The organism is Yeosuana sp. (assembly GCF_057126245.1).
This window is the reverse complement of sequence record NZ_DBNGMQ010000081.1, coordinates 34,418-54,172: the sequence shown is the minus strand read 5'-3', so window position 1 is coordinate 54,172 and position 19,755 is coordinate 34,418. Positions and strand designations below refer to the sequence as shown.

The 19,755-nt window shown below is 32.4% G+C and carries 19 protein-coding genes; 7 read left to right on the top strand and 12 right to left on the bottom strand.

Going from position 1 to position 19,755, the window contains the following annotated elements; all coding sequences use genetic code 11:
• Window positions 1-2 precede the first annotated feature (2 nt).
• Window positions 3-1,010, top strand: a complete 1,008-nt coding sequence (locus AC15TD_RS11110) for an NAD-dependent epimerase/dehydratase family protein (protein WP_484452219.1) — start codon at window positions 3-5, stop codon at window positions 1,008-1,010.
• Here AC15TD_RS11110 and AC15TD_RS11105 read toward each other — a convergent pair.
• Genes AC15TD_RS11105 through AC15TD_RS11095 form a run of 3 tightly spaced genes read right to left on the bottom strand, consistent with a single transcriptional unit; the run spans window position 976 to window position 3,589 of the window.
• Entirely contained in the window at window positions 976-1,512 is a 537-nt protein-coding gene (locus AC15TD_RS11105) for a DUF4296 domain-containing protein (RefSeq protein WP_484452218.1), read from the bottom strand. The genes AC15TD_RS11110 and AC15TD_RS11105 overlap by 35 nt on opposite strands.
• Complete coding sequence (locus AC15TD_RS11100; RefSeq protein WP_484452217.1) at window positions 1,512-2,858, bottom strand: dihydroorotase; 1,347 nt, start codon at window positions 2,856-2,858, stop codon at window positions 1,512-1,514. Before AC15TD_RS11100 ends, AC15TD_RS11105 begins: the two co-directional genes overlap by 1 nt.
• A gap of 8 nt (window positions 2,859-2,866) precedes the next feature.
• Window positions 2,867-3,589 carry a polyprenol monophosphomannose synthase gene (locus AC15TD_RS11095; protein ID WP_484452216.1) on the bottom strand — a complete coding sequence of 241 codons (723 nt, stop codon included), beginning with the start codon at window positions 3,587-3,589 and terminating at the stop codon, window positions 2,867-2,869.
• Window positions 3,590-3,753: 164 nt separating this feature from the next.
• Between AC15TD_RS11095 and AC15TD_RS11090 the strand changes: the two genes are divergently transcribed.
• Together AC15TD_RS11090 and AC15TD_RS11085 are read left to right on the top strand one after the other, a co-directional pair.
• Window positions 3,754-4,398 (top strand): DUF4271 domain-containing protein, encoded by a 645-nt coding sequence (locus AC15TD_RS11090; protein WP_484452215.1) that lies wholly within the window; start codon window positions 3,754-3,756, stop codon window positions 4,396-4,398.
• A 24-nt stretch (window positions 4,399-4,422) separates the two neighbouring features.
• Window positions 4,423-5,172 (top strand): uroporphyrinogen-III synthase, encoded by a 750-nt coding sequence (locus AC15TD_RS11085; RefSeq protein ID WP_484452214.1) that lies wholly within the window; start codon window positions 4,423-4,425, stop codon window positions 5,170-5,172.
• A 54-nt stretch (window positions 5,173-5,226) separates the two neighbouring features.
• Here AC15TD_RS11085 and pckA read toward each other — a convergent pair whose 3' ends face one another.
• Both pckA and AC15TD_RS11075 read right to left on the bottom strand, forming a co-directional pair.
• Window positions 5,227-6,843, bottom strand: coding sequence for a phosphoenolpyruvate carboxykinase (ATP) (pckA, locus tag AC15TD_RS11080; protein WP_484452213.1), 1,617 nt, complete (start codon window positions 6,841-6,843; stop codon window positions 5,227-5,229).
• 66 nt (window positions 6,844-6,909) lie between these two features.
• Window positions 6,910-7,302: a DUF423 domain-containing protein gene (locus AC15TD_RS11075; RefSeq protein WP_484452212.1), complete on the bottom strand. Its 393-nt coding sequence runs from the start codon at window positions 7,300-7,302 to the stop codon at window positions 6,910-6,912.
• 79 nt (window positions 7,303-7,381) lie between these two features.
• Between AC15TD_RS11075 and AC15TD_RS11070 the strand changes: the two genes are divergently transcribed.
• Window positions 7,382-8,746 (top strand): saccharopine dehydrogenase family protein, encoded by a 1,365-nt coding sequence (locus AC15TD_RS11070; protein WP_484452211.1) that lies wholly within the window; start codon window positions 7,382-7,384, stop codon window positions 8,744-8,746.
• A 211-nt stretch (window positions 8,747-8,957) separates the two neighbouring features.
• Complete coding sequence (locus AC15TD_RS11065) at window positions 8,958-9,428, top strand: Lrp/AsnC ligand binding domain-containing protein (RefSeq protein ID WP_484452210.1); 471 nt, start codon at window positions 8,958-8,960, stop codon at window positions 9,426-9,428.
• Between the two features lie 65 nt (window positions 9,429-9,493).
• Here AC15TD_RS11065 and AC15TD_RS11060 read toward each other — a convergent pair whose 3' ends face one another.
• Window positions 9,494-11,035, bottom strand: a complete 1,542-nt coding sequence (locus AC15TD_RS11060; protein WP_484452209.1) for a glycine--tRNA ligase — start codon at window positions 11,033-11,035, stop codon at window positions 9,494-9,496.
• A 109-nt stretch (window positions 11,036-11,144) separates the two neighbouring features.
• Here AC15TD_RS11060 and AC15TD_RS11055 point away from each other — a divergent pair, with 109 nt between their 5' ends.
• Both AC15TD_RS11055 and AC15TD_RS11050 read left to right on the top strand, forming a co-directional pair.
• The gene (locus tag AC15TD_RS11055) at window positions 11,145-11,822 is read left to right on the top strand and encodes a ComF family protein (protein ID WP_484452208.1); all 678 of its coding nucleotides are present in this window, start codon (window positions 11,145-11,147) and stop codon (window positions 11,820-11,822) included.
• Between the two features lie 148 nt (window positions 11,823-11,970).
• Window positions 11,971-13,572, top strand: a complete 1,602-nt coding sequence (locus AC15TD_RS11050; RefSeq protein ID WP_484452207.1) for an Ig-like domain-containing domain — start codon at window positions 11,971-11,973, stop codon at window positions 13,570-13,572.
• Here the strand turns inward: AC15TD_RS11050 and AC15TD_RS11045 are convergent.
• The 6 genes from AC15TD_RS11045 to AC15TD_RS11020 all read right to left on the bottom strand — a co-directional run bounded on the left by AC15TD_RS11045 (window position 13,565) and on the right by AC15TD_RS11020 (window position 19,700).
• Window positions 13,565-14,347: an amidohydrolase gene (locus AC15TD_RS11045; protein ID WP_484452206.1), complete on the bottom strand. Its 783-nt coding sequence runs from the start codon at window positions 14,345-14,347 to the stop codon at window positions 13,565-13,567. The genes AC15TD_RS11050 and AC15TD_RS11045 overlap by 8 nt on opposite strands.
• A 2-nt stretch (window positions 14,348-14,349) precedes the next feature.
• Window positions 14,350-15,492, bottom strand: coding sequence for a methionine aminotransferase (locus tag AC15TD_RS11040; RefSeq protein WP_484452205.1), 1,143 nt, complete (start codon window positions 15,490-15,492; stop codon window positions 14,350-14,352).
• A 56-nt stretch (window positions 15,493-15,548) separates the two neighbouring features.
• Window positions 15,549-17,318, bottom strand: a complete 1,770-nt coding sequence (locus AC15TD_RS11035; RefSeq protein WP_484452204.1) for a MutS-related protein — start codon at window positions 17,316-17,318, stop codon at window positions 15,549-15,551.
• A gap of 78 nt (window positions 17,319-17,396) precedes the next feature.
• A complete protein-coding gene (locus AC15TD_RS11030; RefSeq protein ID WP_484452203.1) occupies window positions 17,397-18,092 on the bottom strand; it encodes a zinc metallopeptidase in 696 nt (231 codons plus the stop codon).
• 83 nt (window positions 18,093-18,175) lie between these two features.
• A complete protein-coding gene (gene ald, locus AC15TD_RS11025; RefSeq protein ID WP_484452202.1) occupies window positions 18,176-19,264 on the bottom strand; it encodes an alanine dehydrogenase in 1,089 nt (362 codons plus the stop codon).
• A gap of 163 nt (window positions 19,265-19,427) precedes the next feature.
• Complete coding sequence (locus AC15TD_RS11020; RefSeq protein ID WP_484452201.1) at window positions 19,428-19,700, bottom strand: SemiSWEET family sugar transporter; 273 nt, start codon at window positions 19,698-19,700, stop codon at window positions 19,428-19,430.
• Window positions 19,701-19,755: the final 55 nt, after the last annotated feature.

The window sequence follows — 19,755 nt, the reverse complement described above, 5'->3', positions numbered from 1 at the left end:
ATATGATTTTAGTAACAGGTAGTACAGGTTTAGTTGGTTCACATTTATTATATAAATTAATAAGTAATGGTGAAAAAGTAAGAGCTATATATAGAAGTGAACATAAACTAGAGAATATAAAAAACGTGTTCTCTTGCTATACAGATAATTACACATCTCTATTTGAGTCTATTGAATGGGTGCAAGCAGATATTTTGGATGTTCCGTCTTTAACCGAAGCTTTTTCTGGTATTTCTTATGTATATCATTGTGCCGCTTTTGTGTCGTTTGAACCTGATAAATACCACCTTTTACGAAAAACCAATATTGAAGGAACTGCCAATATGGTTAACCTTAGCATTGCTAATAAAATTAAAAAAATGTGTTATGTTAGTTCCATTGCTACAATAGGGACACCAAACGACACAGAAGTATTAACCGAAGAAAGTGAATGGAACCCTGAAGCTAGTAACAATGTTTACGCCATCACCAAGTATGGCGCAGAAATGGAAGTTTGGCGAGCTTCTCAAGAAGGATTAGATATGGTTATAGTTAACCCGAGTGTTATTTTGGGTGCTGGTATTTGGCGTTATGGCAGCGGAAACTTATTTAAAAAAGCTCATAATGGTCTTAAGCATTTTACGTCGGGATCTATTGGACTTGTTGATGTTGAAGATGTGGTTTCAATAATGATAACCTTAATAAAAAGTGATATTAAAAATGAGCGTTTTATCTTAGTTTCAGAATGCTGGAGTTACAAAAAGTTTTTGAAGAAAATGGCAAAATCAGTTCAAGCTCCTCCTCCAGAAAAAATGGCTCCGCAATGGTTATTACAAGTAGGTTGGAGATTAGATTGGTTAACACACAAACTAACTGGCAAACGCAGACAACTAACAAAACATTTAGTAAAAACCTTGTCTACTAAAAAATCATATAGCAATATCAAAATAAAATCTCATTTAAACTATGAGTTCAAGCTTGTAAACCATAGTATCATTAAGATTGGTCGCCTTTATCTGAAGCAGGTTTAATTAGTTTAGGTTCAATTTTATTAACTTTTTCCCTGAAAATAGTATCAATCCCTTGCCTTAACTTGATAGAATCATTTTTTCTTTTTAGCCTTAAAGAGTCTTTCCTTCTAATTCTATTAATAGAATCTGTTTTCCTTTTTTCTTCTTCTTCTTTTTTTACTAGGTCTTCTAGGCCTTTTTTCAATATATCTAAACTGTCTTTAACCTTAGTATATATGTCATTATACTCTTCTACATAATAGGCGTAATAACTATTATTCAAAGCAAAAGTTGAGCTATCAATATTATATTTCTTATAAATATAATCATCAGAATATATGTTGCGGTTCTGTAATAATCTTTGGTTTGATCCGTTTGCAGAAGCCATTAATCTCAAATCGATAATAATATTAATCATTTCCTTTTTTGAAATTAAATGATTTGGCTTTTTTGGTTTATTAAAGGTATAACATGAAACCATTAACAAACCCACACATAGAGATACGATGATTTGTTTAAACATTATCTTGTAAAAGTTAATCGTTTTGCCGATTTAAAATTATGGAATTTAAAATTCTCAAAAGCTAAATTCCCATTAATAAACGTATGCGTTATTCTAGATTTAAATGTAGTACCTTCAAATGGAGACCATCCACATTTATACAAAATATTATCTTTTTGTACGGTATATGGATTATTTAAATCTACCAAAACAAAATCTGCATAATAACCTTGCTTAATAAAACCTCTTTTTTCAATTTGAAATAAAATAGCTGGATTGTGACACATTTTATCGACCACTTTTTCAATGGAAATTTTTCCTTTATGAAACATTTCTAACATAGCTGGTAAGGCATGTTGAACCAATGGCCCACCAGAGGGCGCTTTCGTGTAAACGTTTTTCTTTTCTTCTAAAGTATGTGGTGCATGGTCTGTAGCTATTACATCAATTCTATCGTCTAATAATGCCTTCCATAATTGGTCTTTATCCTTTTTTGATTTCACCGCTGGATTCCATTTAATTAAGGTCCCTTTTTTGTCGTAATCTTCATCTGTAAACCATAAGTGATGAACACAAACCTCGGCTGTTATTTTTTTATCTTTTAACGGAATTTTATTACTGAATAAATTAGTTTCTTTTCCGGTTGATAAATGAAACACATGTAATCTTGCTCCTGTTTTTTTTGCTAATTCAATGGCACTTGAAGACGATAAATAACAGGCTTCTTCACTACGTATCTCAGGATGACATTGCATAGGGATATCTTCACCATACTTTTTTAAGTAAGTCTCCAGATTTGCTTTTATAGTATTTTCATCTTCACAATGCACCGAAATTAACAAATTAGTGCTTTTGAAAATCTTCTCTAAAACCTTTGGATCGTCTACCAGCATATTCCCAGTTGAAGAACCAAGAAACAGTTTTAAACCAGCCACCTGTGTAGCATCTACTTTTAAAATTTCTTCTAAATTATCATTAGTACCACCAAACATAAAAGAATAGTTAGCATAAGACGTTTTTGAAGCTATCTCGAACTTTTTATCTAATTCTTCAATCGTAGTAGTTTGTGGATTAGTATTAGGCATTTCTATAAAAGAAGTTATGCCACCTGCAATGGCTGCCCTTGATTCTGACTCAATAGTTGCTTTATGAGTTAATCCTGGTTCTCTAAAATGCACTTGATCGTCAATAACACCAGGTAACAAAAACTTACCTTCGGCATCAATAACATGCACATCGGATGATTTAGCGCTAATTGATTCACTAATCTCTTTTATATACTCACCTTCTATTAATAAATCCCCACTAAATACGGCACCCTCATTTACGATATTTACGTTTTTTATTAGTATTGTTTTTAATTTCATAATCCCTACTACTTTTTAAAAATACTTTTAATTTTCATTGAAAAAACTCCAAAAATAGCTTCAGAAATTATGCCAGAACTTAATTTAGATTCTCCTTTTGTTCTGTCCGTAAATATTACTGGAATTTCAACTATATTAAACTTGTTAAGATATGCTTTAAATTTCATTTCTATTTGAAACGCATAGCCTATAAATTTAATTTTATTTAAATCTATGGTTTCTAAAACTTTTCTTTTGTAACAAACAAAACCAGCGGTAGTGTCGTGTATTTTCATGCCCGTAATCATTCTTACATAAACAGAAGCCATATAAGACATTAACACCCTATTTAAAGGCCAATTAACCACATTAACACCGGTAATGTATCTTGAACCAATAGCTACATCTGCACCTTGAGTATGACATGTTTCATATAATTTGATGAGGTCTTTGGGGTCATGAGAAAAATCAGCATCCATTTCAAAAATAAATTGATACGCATGTTTCAAAGCCCATTTAAACCCATGAATATAAGCTGTTCCTAAGCCAAATTTTTCTTTCCTCAACTCTAAAAACAATCTACCCTCAAACTCATGTTGCAACTCCTTTACTTTTAACGCTGTTAAATCAGGTGAATTGTCATCTACAACAAGAATATTTATATCTTTAGATTGTGAAAATACCGCTTTTATAATTGCTTCAATATTTTCAATTTCATTATATGTTGGTATAATTACAACCGCATTTTTCATAGAGATTCCTATTTCTAATATTCTTTAAATAGGCGTTTATAAAAGCCTTAAAATCATGAAAACTGTATATTTTTTAGCAAATGTACATTATTTAGAAGATACTTTTTTTTAAATATTAATTAATAATTTGGATAGGATGTTATAATTTATAATAATTTTATACCATGCTTAGAAACATCCCTTCGTACGAATTGTTTACTATTCTAATTGTTGTTGGAATTACGTTTGTTGCTGCTGCAAAAGCTTTTTCTCCTAAACGATTTAATGATTTTGTTTTTGTTTTAGGAAATTCGAAATATCTTAAAATATATGCTAGAGAACAAAAATTCTTTGACAAATTTGATGCTTTACTTTTTGCAAATTTAATTTTATCAGCTGGTACTTTTGGTTTCATATGCCTAAACCATAATAGCCCCATATTAGAACCTTCTATTGACACGTTATTTAAATTAACCTTTGGTATTGGGGCTATTATTTTGATAAAAGTACTTTTAGAACGCTTATTAGGAAGTCTTTTTGAAATAGACCAATTAATTGACCAATACCTTTTTCAAAAAATAAGTTATAAAAATTTTTTAGGTCTTATACTAGTACCGATAAACTTACTTTTTATATTTAGTTTTAAGCCGACAATTACAATCTTGATTATAATTTTCATTATAATTCTTTTAATAAACATTATTGGACTAATTACTACAATTAAAACAAATCAAAGTTTAATAAAAGAAAATTTATTTTATTTTATTTTGTATCTTTGCGCTCTTGAAATTGCGCCTTATATTATATTATATGAGGTTTTTATTTCATAATTAATACAAAATTACTTGTGCCCAATGAAAGTGAAAACAATCTTAGTATCACAACCAGAGCCTAAAATAGAAAATTCTCCTTATTTTGATCTTCAAGAAAAGCAAAAGGTAAAAATTGATTTTAGACCTTTTATTCATGTAGAAGGTGTTTCTGCAAAAGAAATTAGACAGCAAAAAGTAGATTTAAATAACTATACGGCTATTATTTTAACAAGTAGAAATGCTGTTGATCATTATTTTAGAGTTGCAGACGAAATGCGTTTTAAAGTACCTGATTCTATGAAATACTTCTGCCAATCTGAAGCAGTAGCTTATTATTTACAAAAATACGTAGTCTATAGAAAACGTAAAATTTATGTTGGTAAACGATCTTTTTCTGAACTTTCTCCTTTAATCAAAAAATATAAAGACGAAAAGTTTTTATTACCATGCACTGATAAGGTAAAACCTGAAGTGGCAGAAACAATGAATTCTTTAAGTGTTGATTGGAAACTTGCAACGTTTTACAAAACGGTGATTAGTGATCTTACAGACTTAGCTAATGTGTATTATGATGTTTTAGTATTTTTTAGCCCGTCAGGTATTGAATCTTTATTCCATAATTTTCCAGATTTTAAGCAAAACGATACGCTCATTGCCGTATTTGGAAATACAACGATTAAAGCTGTAGAAGAAAAAGGACTTCGTGTAGATATTGCAGCCCCTACTAAAGAAACACCGTCAATGACAATGGCTTTACAAAAATATATTGATAAAGTTAATAAAAGAAAATAATTAACTCCTTTATAAATTAAAAAGAGCGACTTAAAAGTCGCTCTTTTTTTATCATTAAAATGCGTACCGTTGTGGTCCACCTCTTCGTATTTCTTCGCTGGCAAACGACTCAAATTTTTTAAAGTTTTCCCTAAAAGCATTCGTTAATTTAAACGCTGTTTTATAATAGGCATTATCATTATTCCAAGTGGCTCTAGGACTTAATACTTTTGTTGGCACACCAGGACATTGTCTAGGTTGAGCAACCCCAAAAACAGAATGAATATGATAATCATCATAAGTATACAAGCCTAAATCACCATTTAAAACTGCATTAATCATGGCACGCGTATATTTTAATTTCATTCGTGTTCCAACACCGTAAGGACCACCGGTCCATCCCGTATTAACCAACCAGACATTAACACCAGCTTCTTTCATTTTTTTACTTAACATTTCAGCATATTTAGCTGGATGTAACGGCATAAAAGGTGCTCCAAAGCAAGCTGAAAAAGACGGTTGAGGTTCTATAACACCTGCTTCAGTTCCTGCAACTTTAGCCGTATAACCAGAAATAAAATGATAGGCTGCCTGACTAGGTGTCAGTTTTGAAATTGGAGGTAAAACGCCAAAGGCGTCAGCCGTTAAAAAGAAAATATTTTTTGGGTTTTTCCCTATTGAGGGTACTTGAATGTTTTCAATATGATTAATAGGATAACTTACTCTTGTATTTTGAGTGATGGTAGTATCTGCAAAATCAACATGCCCATCAGTATCTAGTATCACATTTTCTAAAATGGCGCCAGATTTAATAGCATCAAAAATCTCTGGTTCGTTTTCAGCGGACAAATTAATGACTTTGGCATAACAACCACCTTCAAAATTAAATACGGTGTTTTCCCTTGTCCAACCATGCTCATCGTCACCAATTAAACTTCTATTTGGATCTGTAGACAGCGTTGTTTTTCCAGTTCCAGAAAGACCAAAGAAAATAGCTGTATCGCCATCTTTACCAATATTGGCACTACAATGCATTGGTAACGTCTTTTTGTATACTGGCAAAATAAAGTTTAAAGCTGAAAAAATGCCTTTCTTAATTTCTCCTGTATAACCAGTACCTCCTATTAACGCAATCTTTTTTGTAAAATTTAAAATGGCAAAATTATGCTGACGGGTTCCATCAATTTCTGGAATAGCCTTAAAACCAGGTGCATTAACAACTATCCATTCTGGATTAAACGCTTTTAATTCTTCTTCTGTTGGACGAAGAAACATATTATAAGCAAATTGGTTACTCCAGGCGTATTCATTAATCACCCTTATATTAAGCTTGTAATCATCGTCTGCACAGGCGTAACAATCTCTAACAAAAACCTCTTTACTAGAAAGATAATCCACTACCTTATTATATAGGCTTTCAAAGGAATCTGGAGCAAACGGGATATTAATATTTCCCCACCAGATGTCGTCCTTTGTATTGTCATCTTTAACAATAAATCTGTCTAAAGGAGATCTGCCAGTAAACTCTCCTGTGTTCACAGCCAAAGCTCCTGAAGATGCTTCAACACCTTGACCCTTTTCAATGGTTATGTGGTGAAGTTCTTTTGATGAAAGTTGATACCTTATTTTAGCATTTTTAATGCCATATTGTTCTAACGCAATCGTTTTCGTAATTGGGTTGTAGCTTGCCATAATTTTCAATAAAAATGATTATTCAGCAAAAATAAAACAATATTTTTATGTTATATCATAAATATATTAATTTTTAGCTTTTATTTTTACGAAATTCATAAATAGAAAAAACCAAGAAACTATAAGACATAAACCACCTATAGGAGTTACAAATGCAATGGTTTTAAAATCAAAATTTGTTAACAAATTAGTTGCTAACCCATAAATAGATCCAGAAAAAAGAAACCATCCTATTAAAACAAAATAAAATATTAGCTTTTTAATTTTCGCTGTAACAAACGTAGTAGTTCCAACAAAAAGTAGTAATAGTGCATGATACATTTGATAACGCACGCCAGTTTCAAACGTTTGTATCGATTCTTCAGATATTAAATCCTTCAATCCATGTGCTCCAAATGCTCCTAAAACAATGGCTGTAAAACCTAAAATTGATGCTAAAATTAAAATTGTTTTGTTCATATTTATAGTGAATTTGAGTTTATAAAACCTTTTGTATTTATTACATTAGTCACAACAAAATTACTTAACAAAACTCAGTATGCGAAACATTTTAGTTATTGGTTCAGGAAAATCTACCTCTTATTTAATAAAATATTTATTAGATAAATCAGAAACTGAAAATTTATTTATAACTATAGGTGACATCAATATTAGCCATGCTATTAAACTCATTAATAATAACAATCGCGCAAAAGCAATTATACTAGATATTTATGATATACAATCTAGAAGCGAGGCTATTAAAAATGCTGATATAATTATTTCCATGCTACCAGCGCGTTTACATATTGATGTGGCCAAAGATTGTATTGAATTTGGGAAAAATATGGTTACCGCCTCTTATATAAGTCCAGAAATGGAAGCACTCAATGATGATGTTGTTGAAAAAGGATTGATATTCATGAATGAAATAGGTGTTGATCCTGGGATTGACCACATGAGTGCTATGCAAGTAATTGATAGCATTAGAGATAAAGGAGGGAAAATGATTTTGTTTGAATCATTCACCGGCGGCCTAGTCGCTCCTGAAAGTGACAATAATCTTTGGAATTATAAGTTTACCTGGAACCCAAGAAATGTTGTGGTTGCAGGTCAAGGCGGTGCGGCCAAATTTCTACAAGAAGGCACCTATAAATACATTCCGTATCACAGATTATTTAGAAGAACCGAGTTTTTAGATGTTGATGATTATGGCAGATTTGAAGTCTACGCTAACCGTGACTCCCTAAAATATCAACATGTTTATGGTTTAAACGCCATTAAAACTTTATATCGCGGTACCATGAGGCGTGTTGGGTTTAGTCGTGCATGGAATATATTTGTGATGCTAGGTATGACAGACGATAGCTATACTATCGAGGATAGTGAAAACATGAGTTATAGAGATTTCGTAAATGCCTTTTTACCCTATAGCCCATCAGATTCTGTAGAATTAAAATTAAGACATACCTTAAAAATTGATCAAGATGATATCGTTTGGGACAAGCTACTGGAACTCGATATATTCAATTCTAAAAAAATGGTAGAACTTAAAAAGGCAACACCAGCCCAAATCCTGCAAAAAATACTGATGGATAGCTGGACGCTTGATAAAGATGATAGAGATATGATAGTCATGTACCATAAATTTGGCTATGAACTTGATGGTAAAAATCATCAAATAGATGCCACTATGGTCACACTAGGCGACGATCAGACTTATACGGCTATGGCAAAAACAGTAGGCTTACCCGTAGCTATTGCTACGCTTGCTATTTTAAATGGCAAAATTACCACGCCTGGCGTTCAAATTCCTATTACAAAAGAAGTCTATCAACCTATTTTAAAAGAACTTGCAGCTTCAGGTATCTCGTTTAAAGAAAAAGAAGTGCCTTATCTTGGTTATAATCCACTCAATATTTAATTTTTAGGCGTTCCCAAATCGGGTCAGGCTTTCGCAACTCGCTTTTTTATGCTCAAAACATAAAAAGAGCTTACACAACTTGCTCAAATACGGAGTACTCACGAATTCAAAAATTTAAAATAGAATACATGAGTAATCCTTAACGCGACATTTAGTTTCAAATTAAAATCCTTTTACTACTTTTATGTTTTTATTTAAAACATTATAAGTAATGAAGATTTCAAATCAGAATGTACACATAGATGGTATTGATAAAAAAATACTTCGCGCACTTATGGAAGATGCCAGAACACCCATTCTTGAAATTGCAAGAAACGTAGGGATTTCAGGAGCCGCTATTCACCAACGATTAAGAAAGCTTGAAAAATCAAAATTAATTGCAGGGTCCAAATTTGTAATCAATCCAAAAGTTTTAGGTTATACCACCATGGCTTTTATAGGTATATATTTAGACAAGGCCATGAGTAACCCTGAAGCTGTAAAACAACTAAAAAAAATACCCGAAGTTTTAGAATGCCATTACACTACAGGAAATTGGAGTGTGTTTATAAAAATACTTTGTAAAGACAATGAGCATTTAATGCATTTACTCAATAAAGAAATACAGTCTATTTCAGGCGTTTCAAGAACGGAAACTTTTATTTCTCTTGATCAACAAATCGATAGACAAATTAGTATCTAAAACAAAACCCCAAGCCAAGGCTTGGGGTTTTGTTTTAATAAGATTCTTGCTTTCACAAAAATTAATTACATTTTCATCAACCAAGAACGTACATCGACTTCCTTCTTAATTAAATCTCTTAAATCACCAATATTAACACGTTCTTGTTTCATAGTATCTCTGTGGCGAATTGTGACCGTATTATCTTCTAAAGTATCATGATCAACCGTAATACAAAATGGTGTGCCGTTGGCATCTTGTCGTCTGTAACGTCTTCCAACAGCATCTTTTTCATCATAAATCACATTAAAATCCCATTTTAATTCGTCTACAATTTTTCTGGCTACTTCTGGCAAACCATCCTTTTTAACCAATGGTAAAATAGCTGCTTTTACCGGTGCCAATACACTTGGTAATTTTAAGACCGTTCGTGTGGTCCCGTTTTCTAATTCCTCTTCAACTAAAGAATTTGAAAATACGGCTAAAAACATGCGGTCTAAACCTATTGATGTTTCTAACACATACGGCACAAAACTTTTGTTTTCTTCAGGGTCAAAATATTGTAGTTTCTTGCCTGAGAATTTTTCGTGCTGACTTAAATCAAAATCGGTTCGTGAGTGAATGCCTTCCAATTCTTTAAATCCAAATGGGAATTTAAATTCAATATCAGCCGCCGCATCGGCATAATGTGCTAATTTTTCATGATCATGAAAACGGTAATTCTCAGCGCCCATTCCTAAACTTAAATGCCATTTCATTCGGGTTGCTTTCCAATGCTCGTACCATTCTGCCTGTGTGCCCGGTTTAATAAAAAATTGCATTTCCATTTGTTCAAACTCACGCATTCTAAAAATAAATTGTCTTGCGACAATCTCATTTCTAAACGCTTTTCCCGTTTGAGCAATACCAAACGGAATTTTTAAACGGCTTGTTTTCTGTACATTTAAAAAGTTAACAAAAATACCCTGTGCTGTTTCTGGCCTTAAGTATAAATCCATCGCGTTTTCAGCGGAAGCACCTAGTTTGGTTCCAAACATTAAATTGAACTGTTTTACGTCAGTCCAGTTTCTACTTCCCGTTAACGGATCCGCAATTTCTAATTCTTCAATAAGTGCTTTAACATCCGCCAAATCTTCATTTTCTAAAGATTTTGCCATCCGCAAAAGTGTTGTGTTTATTTTTTCCTGATACCCTAAAACACGGCCATTAGTAGACACAAACTCTTCTTTATTAAAGGCGTCGCCAAAACGTTTTTCTGCTTTAGCAACTTCTTTATCTATTTTAGCCTCTATTTTAGCGCAATAGTCTTCAATCAACACATCGGCTCTATAGCGTTTTTTGGAATCTTTATTATCAATTAAAGGGTCATTAAACGCATCAACATGTCCTGATGCTTTCCACGTGGTTGGATGCATAAATATAGCGGCGTCAATACCTACTATATTTTCATTCATCTGCACCATCGCTTTCCACCAGTAATCACGGATATTTTTCTTTAATTCTGCGCCGTTTTGTGCGTAGTCATAAACTGCGCTTAAACCGTCATATATTTCGCTACTTTGAAATACGTAACCGTACTCCTTTGCATGCGAAATTACCTTCTTAAATTGATCGTCTTGATTTGCCATGGTGCAAAAATATAAAACCGCTTCAAACAAATAGCTTGTTTGTTGAAAAATAAGTATTCAATTCTTTTATTTTTTATTTAAGTTTACAAAAGTTCATATCTGCTTTTAAATGTTACAGTCTGTTATTAATCTATTCTTCCCTAAAGTATGTTATGCGTGCCATGACTTATTGAACGATAATGAGCAAGATATATGCACCGATTGCAGAAATAATTTACCTGTAACTAACTTTCATTTTAATGATGACGATACGGTTTTAAAAGTGTTTTATGGTCGTGTTAAGATAGAACATGCCACGGCATTATTACGGTTTGAAAAAAAAGGCATGGTTCAACAACTTATTCATGGCTTAAAATACAAAGGGCAAGAAAAAATTGGTGTTTTTTTGGGAGATTGGTTAGGTGGTGAATTAAAAACGGTGCAAGCCTATGAAGATATTGATGTCGTAATTCCGGTTCCGCTTCATAAAAAGAAACTTAAAAAAAGAGGGTATAATCAAGTCAGTAAATTTGGACAACAAATTGCTGCGGCTTTAAATGTTCCTTATATAGATCAAGTGCTTTTAAAAGAAACCAACACAGAATCACAAGTACTCAAAAAACGTCTGGCAAGATGGAATGATAATAACGAATTATTTACGCTTCAAAACAAAAATACTATCGCCAATAAACATATTCTTTTGGTTGATGACTTAATTACTACTGGAGCAACCATGGAAGCTTGCATCACCATTTTAAATCAAGCAGAAAATATTAAAATAAGTGTGGCATCTATGGCAATTGCGTAATCAGTTTGTCGTTATATTTGTAAAATTATGTAGGTTTGCTTAAATTTTATGTTGGTGATGAAACATCTGTAATTAAGAATTTTTAAAACACTAAAAATGATTATTAAAATGTTACATGTGACAATTAAAAAACATTTATTATTTACACATGAATAAAACGCTTTCAAATTATATTTTTATAGTCTTTATAAGTCTTATTTTTATTAATTGTGCTAATAAAGGAACACCACAGGGAGGAGAAAAGGATATCACGCCACCAAGTATTGTAAGTTCTGAACCTGAGAACTATTCAACAAATTTTAACACTAAAGAAATTAAAATTTATTTTGATGAATATATAAAAATTAAAGATATTCAAAAACAGCTGATTATCTCTCCACCAATGAAAACACTGCCTGAAATCATGCCTTTAGGTGGTGCTAGTAAGTATATAACCATTAAAATATTTGATACCCTTCAACACAAAACCACGTACGCTTTTAATTTTGGAAATAGTATTTCGGATAATAATGAAGGTAACCTGTTTCCATATTACAGATATGTTTTTTCTACTGGAGACTATATAGATTCACTAACGGTTAATGGCCAAATTTTTGATGCCTTAAAAAGAAAACCCGACACCTTTGTTTCTGTTGGCTTATATGAAGTTGACTCTACTTATAATGATTCCATTATATATAAAGAAAATCCAAAATATGTTACTAATACCTTAGACAGTTTAAGTACGTTTTCAATTGAAAACTTAAAAGAAGGCACCTACATGCTTTATGCGCTTAAAGACGAAAATGGCGATAATAAATTTCAGCAAAAAAGTGATAAGATTGGGTTTCATAAAACGTTTATAAAAGTTCCAACAGACACATTATATGATTTAAAGTTGTTTAGTGAAGAACTAGATTTTAAAGCGTCGAGACCTAAATTAATAGCGGGCCAAAAAATTGCATTTGGTTACGAAGGTAGTTACGAAAATACGAGCATTGAATTACTTTCTGAAACTCCAGAGACTTTAGAACACAGAATAACTAAAGACGAAAAAGCCGACTCTCTTTACTACTGGTATAAACCAAAACTTGAAGTTGACTCGTTAATATTTAAAGTATCCCATCTTGAATTTGAAAAAGAATATACCGTTAAGTTGAGAGACTTAGAACGTGACTCCTTAACTATTGAAGGTTCACCGTCTGGATCAATTGGATATGACGACGTTTTTAAAATTAAAGGAAGTATTCCTTTTAAATCATTTGATGCGTCAAAAATGACCATTATGGACAAAGATTCTACGTTTGTTGATTACACGTCTTCTCTTGATACAATCAATAATAGCTATGAGTTTAGTTTTAAAAAAACACCAGAAAACAGTTATAATATTCAAATATTACCTGAAGGCTTTTTTGATTTTTTCGATAATAAAAATGACACCCTTAATTATAAATTAAGAACAAAAAAAGAATCAGATTTTGGGTATGCCAGATTCACATTAGTAAACGCAAAATATCCTCTTATTGTGCAATTAACTGATTCAAAAGAAGAGGTTAAATATGAACAATATACTACAAAAAAAGAACCCCTGGATTTTTTAAATTTAACACCCGGAAAATATTTTATTAGAACCGTTTTTGATGCTAACGGCAATAAAAAATATGACACAGGCAATTATCTAAAAAAAATACAACCAGAACTTATTAGTCATTTTAAAGAAATAGAAATTCGTGCTGATTGGGGCTATCCAGAAACTCTTGTTTTTAAGTGAGAAGAGTAAAGTCGTCCTTATCGTATAAAAACTTCAGCTTATTTCTGTAAAAGTCAATATGCTTTTTCTCTAAGGTAATTACCTCAACCTCTTCCGTATTTGGCTTTATTGTAGAAATCGAATTTCCCAACACGTTATAAACGGCTGAATTACCTGAGTATTCATTTTGGTCCTCATCTAAACCAATACGGTTAACACCTATACAATAACACATATTTTCTATCGCTCTGGCTTTTAATAAAGCGTCCCATGCCAATATTCTTGGCTTTGGCCAATTAGCAACATAAATTAAAACATCATAATCCTCCGTATTTCTTGCCCAAACAGGAAAACGTAAATCATAACAAACTAAGGGACAGATTTTCCAACCTTTATAATCAACTATTAATTTCTTAATACCAGCTGCATATACTTTATCTTCGCCAACCAAGGTAAACGTATGCCGTTTATCATATGTCTGAATATCCCCAGAAGGTTCTACAAAAAGCAAGCGGTTATAATATTTATCACCTTCAGAAATAATAAGACTTCCAACAATAGCAGCATCGGTTTTTAAGGCTCGCCTTTTCATCCAAGTAACCGTTTTACCATCCATTGTTTCAGCAACATCTTTAGCATTCATTGTAAAACCAGTAGAAAACATTTCTGGAAGAATAAAAACATCTACTGATTGCGAGATACTATCTATTTTTTCTTTTAGATGTTTTCTATTTTTCTTAGGATTTTCCCAAACTAAATTTGTTTGGATAAGAGCTACATTAAGTTGTTCGTGCATGATTATAGGCTATTTAATATATCCGCTGCTTTTTTAATCGTGTCATTGCTCTTGGCAAAACAAAATCGCAGGACGTGGTTATCTAAATTGTTGTGATTGAAAACAGATAATGGTATAGATGCAATACCTGATTCAATAGTTAATCGCTTTGCGTATTCCACATCATTTTCTGAAGTGATTTCTGAAAAATCTAAAACCTGAAAATAGGTGCCTTTAGAAGGTGAAAACTTAAACCTAGAGGGTTTAATAAGACTTAAAAATAAATCTCTTTTCTCCTGATAAAATTGATGCAGGTCTAAATAATGTTTGGCCTCTTTTAAATATTCTGCTAATCCTTTTTGTATAGGATGATTTACACAAAACACATTAAACTGATGCACTTTTCTAAACTCCTTCATCAATGCGTCGGGTGCACAACAATACCCTACTTTCCACCCTGTATTATGAAAGGTTTTTCCAAATGAGGCTACTACAAAACTTCTCGATTTTAAATCAGGAAACAAACAAACACTTTGGTGCTTTTCACCATCAAAAATAATATGCTCATATACTTCATCGCTTAATACCACAATATTAGTTCCCTTAGTTAGTGCTTGCAATTGAAGCATATCTTCTTTTGAAAAAATACTACCACTTGGGTTTTGAGGCGAATTAATAATAATCATTTTGGTATGATGATTAATATGTTCTTTCACCAATTCCCAATTAACTTCATAAAGCGGTGCTTCTAATTGAATTGATATAGTTTTTGCACCATTCAATTCAATACAGGGTTCATAAGAATCATAAGCCGGCTTAAAAATAATAACCTCATCATTCCTATTTACGAAAGCTGAAATAATACAAAAAATAGCCTGTGTAGCACCTGCTGTTATGGTAATTCCTGATTCAGGATGATAACTTGATTGATAGAGAAGATTAAATTTTTCTGCTATCTGCTCGCGCAACTCTAAAATACCTGCCATGGGCGCATATTGATTGTAACCATTTTGCATGGCATTAGTAACCAAATTAATCAGTTTTGAATCGCTTTTAAAATCTGGAAAGCCTTGTGACAAATTAATAGCATCATGCTTGGTTGCTAAAGCACTCATCACAGTAAAAATGGTAGTCTCTATATTAGGAAGTTTAGAAATATATTGCATACTAGTAAATATAGTGACTTCTTAATTTAAAAATGACCTATACAGCAATAAATAATCTATACAATATCCATCTTTTTTAAAAGAAAAGAAGCATTCATATTTTTACATACTCCTGTTTTCAATTTATAATCAAAATGGAGTTCATCATTAATAATTTCTGCATCAAAATAATAGTTTTTAACCTCATCAAGTTCTTTTTCAATCTCACACAAACTTAAATCGTGGGTTGCAATAATTCCCGTAGCATTGGAGGCTACCAATTTTTCAACAAACTTTCTGGAACCAATCGCTTTATCGGTACTATTGGTGCCTTTTAGAATTTCATCTAAAACAATAAAATAAGGTTCTTTTTTTATCGCATCCACGATATATTTCAAACGTGATAATTCTGAAAAGAAATAGGAACTTTCATCTGTTAAAGAATCTGAAGTTCTCATACTGGTTATTAATTTAACGGGGCTGTATTGACTTTTTTTGGCACAAACTGGCAATCCCATATTAGCCATAACAATATGTAATGAAACCGTTCTTAAAAAGGTACTTTTTCCGGCCATATTAGCTCCGGTTACAATGAAGAAGTGTTCGTTATCAATCGCCAAATCACTATTAATTCGCTTTGGTTTAATGAGTAATGGATGCCCCAATTCGGTGGCTTTTATAACTGACCCGTTGTTTAAAATATCCGGAAAGACAAAATCAGGATGATTAAAGGCAAAATTTCCTAACGAATTATAAGCGTCAAAAAATGAAACCACCTCAAACCAGTCGGCTACTTTGTCAGCATGTTGAGAAATCCAATATTCAACTTGGTAACTGTTTTTTAAATCTAAAAGAAATAATCCGTTTCCAAAAATGGCTGAAATTAAATTATTGCGGTTATCAAGCGCATCTAAAACTTTTGAAAACTCTTTAAAAATTACTGAGGCCTTTTTTCCTTCAGACTTTATTTGACCTTGCTTTTGTTGTAATAATTTAGAAGTAAATATCTCACCTTCTATTTGATTTAAAAGCAGAGCGTATTGACGAAACGTATCTTTTATCTTATCACAATTTGAAGACAAATTATTTACCTTTTTAAGATATACAGAAGTTATCGCTAATCCAACAAGCAACCAATACCCGATGAATGATTTATCAATAACATCAAAAACAGTCAAACCTAATAGTACTAAAGACATCAAACTAAAACCTACAGCCAACCATTTTATTGTTTTTGTTAGAAAAGGCTTATGATTTTTTAACCAATTGATAATACTTGTTGCCGGCGTTTCAACTTTTACAAGGCCAGACGTGGCAGCATAATGTTGGCGCCATTCGGGTTTTGAACCTAACTCCTTAATAGCTTCTTGACGTAACTTAATATTTAAAATATCATTAGCCTTTAAAGCATCTGCCAGCTTATGAGCACCTTCCTTAATGGTTGTTCTATTTATATATTGAAAGAAAGATCCGCGACCAAATAAATCAATATCCAAACTATAAAAGTGATTGCCATCTTGAAATTGCAAGCCATTATTTCTGTGATGAAAATTTTCAGAATTAATATTGATTTCTTCCTGATTAATTTTTACAAGTTCTTTATAAAAATTTCGTTCTCTCTTTACGTCGTTATATTTTGAGAGTAAATAGATAAATAATGCGACACCAACAACAACTGACAAAACAGCAAATTGCCAGTTATTAAAGAGTATATATATAGCAAAACCGGTTGCTATAAATACCAAAACCCTAAAGGAACTTAACAAAACCATTTGCTTGTTTCGTTTTTGTTCTTCGGCTTGATATGATATTAATTTCTCTTTGTAGTAATCTAAAGGATGATTCATGTTGTATTTTGATTGATGCTTAAAGAAACAAAAAAAGCCCTAAAGTAATTCAGGGCTTTTATATAAATTTTTTCAATATTAATCTCTACCACCAAAAATTTGCAATGCCCAATATAACAAAGAGGCTAAGGCTCCAATAGCCGCCACTAAATAGGTTCTTGCAGCCCATTTTAAGGCATCTTCAGAACCAGCATATTCATCTGGTGTCACCATATTTCTGTTTTTTAACCAAGCTAAGGCACGATTACTAGCATCATACTCTACTGGCAACGTAATAAAACTAAATAAAGTAGCAAAACCCATAAAGGTAACACCTAGGGCAGCAACCCACCAACCTAAACCTATGCCAGCAGCACCACCTAAAACAAGACCTCCAATAATTAACCACTGAGACATTCCAGAAGTGACACTTACCACAGGTACTAAAGAAGATCGCATTTGCAACCAGCTATAGGCTTTAGCATGTTGAACGGCGTGACCACACTCATGTGCTGCAACCGCTGCAGATGCTGCATTACGCTGATTGTAAACCGACTCACTTAGATTTACTGTTTTGTTTTTTGGATTGTAATGGTCTGTTAATCTTCCTGGTGCAGAAATTACTTCTACATCATAAATACCATGATCTGATAACATTTTTTCTGCTATCTCTTTACCACTCATGCCATTTCTTAAATGTACTTTAGAGTACTTTTCAAATTTTCTTTTTAAGGTGCTGCTTACTAACCAACTTACTAAGGCAATAGCACCTATTAATATATAATATCCAATCATTTTTTGTTATTCTTTAATTACAAACTAAATATAACAAAAATAGAGCCAATATATTGTTATGAAAATTTGTCAGATAAAAAAGTTTAACCCCAGTGGAAAGCTTCAATAATTTCTTTATAAACCACCTCGCCTTTTACAATATTTAAGCCTTTTGCTAAGGTTTTATCATTTTCACAAGCTCGCTCCCAACCTTGATTTGCTAATCTTAACACATATGGTAGCGTGACATTGGTTAGTGCTACCGTAGATGTATAAGGAACTGCCCCAGGCATATTGGCTACACAATAATGTACCACATCATCAATGAAAAAGGTTGGATCCTCGTGCGTTGTAGGTCTTGTAGTTTCAATACAACCGCCTTGATCGACCGCTACATCTACAATAACTGCTCCCGGATGCATGTTTTTTAGCATATCGCGGGTAATTAGTTTTGGCGCTTTGGCACCTTTAATCAAAACCCCACCAATAATCAAATCAGCTTCTTTAATACGTTTTAGAATATTATATTGACTGGAAAATTCAGTGACTACATGATTGGGCATAATATCGTTTACATAGCGCAGCTGTTTCATATTAATGTCCATAATAGTGACATGTGCGCCCAAACCAGCCGCCATTTTAGCAGCCTGAATCCCAACGATACCAGCACCTAATACCAACACTTTTCCGGGAGGAACGCCAGGAACACCACCAAGTAATACACCACGGCCTTTAATGGGGTTTTCTAAATATTTAGCGCCTTGCTGAATGGCCATGCGTCCCGCGACTTCAGACATAGGAACTAAAAGCGGTAATGAACCATCATCATCTTCAACCGTTTCATAAGCAATACACACAGACTTATTGTCTATCATGGCTTTAGTTAAGACTTCACCAGAAGCAAAATGAAAATAAGTAAATAATACCTGATTGGGTTTTATTAAGGCATATTCTTGCTCAATGGGTTCCTTAACCTTTACAATCATATCGCTTTGTGCATAAACTTCTTCAATAGTTTCAAGAATATTAGCACCTGCTTCTATATAGTCTTTGTCAAAAAAACCGCTTCTAAATCCAGCTTCCTTTTGAACATATATGGCATGATTGTTCTTTACTAATTCATAAACACCAGCAGGAGTCATCCCTACCCTGCTTTCATTGTTTTTAATTTCTTTGGGTACACCTATTGTCATGATATCAATTATTTAACAAGTCAAAATTGAATATTTTAATTTATACCCCAAAATTAAATAGGAGTAGCTCAACACAATTTATTTGTTTCTCGTCAAAAACCATAACATATTAAGGGTTAAAAAATATTTAAATATTTTTTAACCCTTGTATAAAATGAACATTCTATGATTTTAGGGAGTACTTAATTTTAAAATAAACTAAAAGAAAAGACGATATCACGGTAATGGTATTGGCGAAGATCATAGATGGACTGCTTTTCAGAATCCCATAAATTAACCAAGCTATAATCCCTATAAAAAACATTAAAAGCATGGGTAATGACAAGCTAGAAACATCTTTAGTTTTCCAGGTCTTATAAACTTGTGGCAGAAAGGCAGCCGTTGTTAAAATGGCCGCTATAAATCCTATGATTTCAATGCTTTCTATTTCAAACATAAATTATTCATATTATCATCATTACGAAACTTTTGTTAAAAAGTTGTGGCAATCT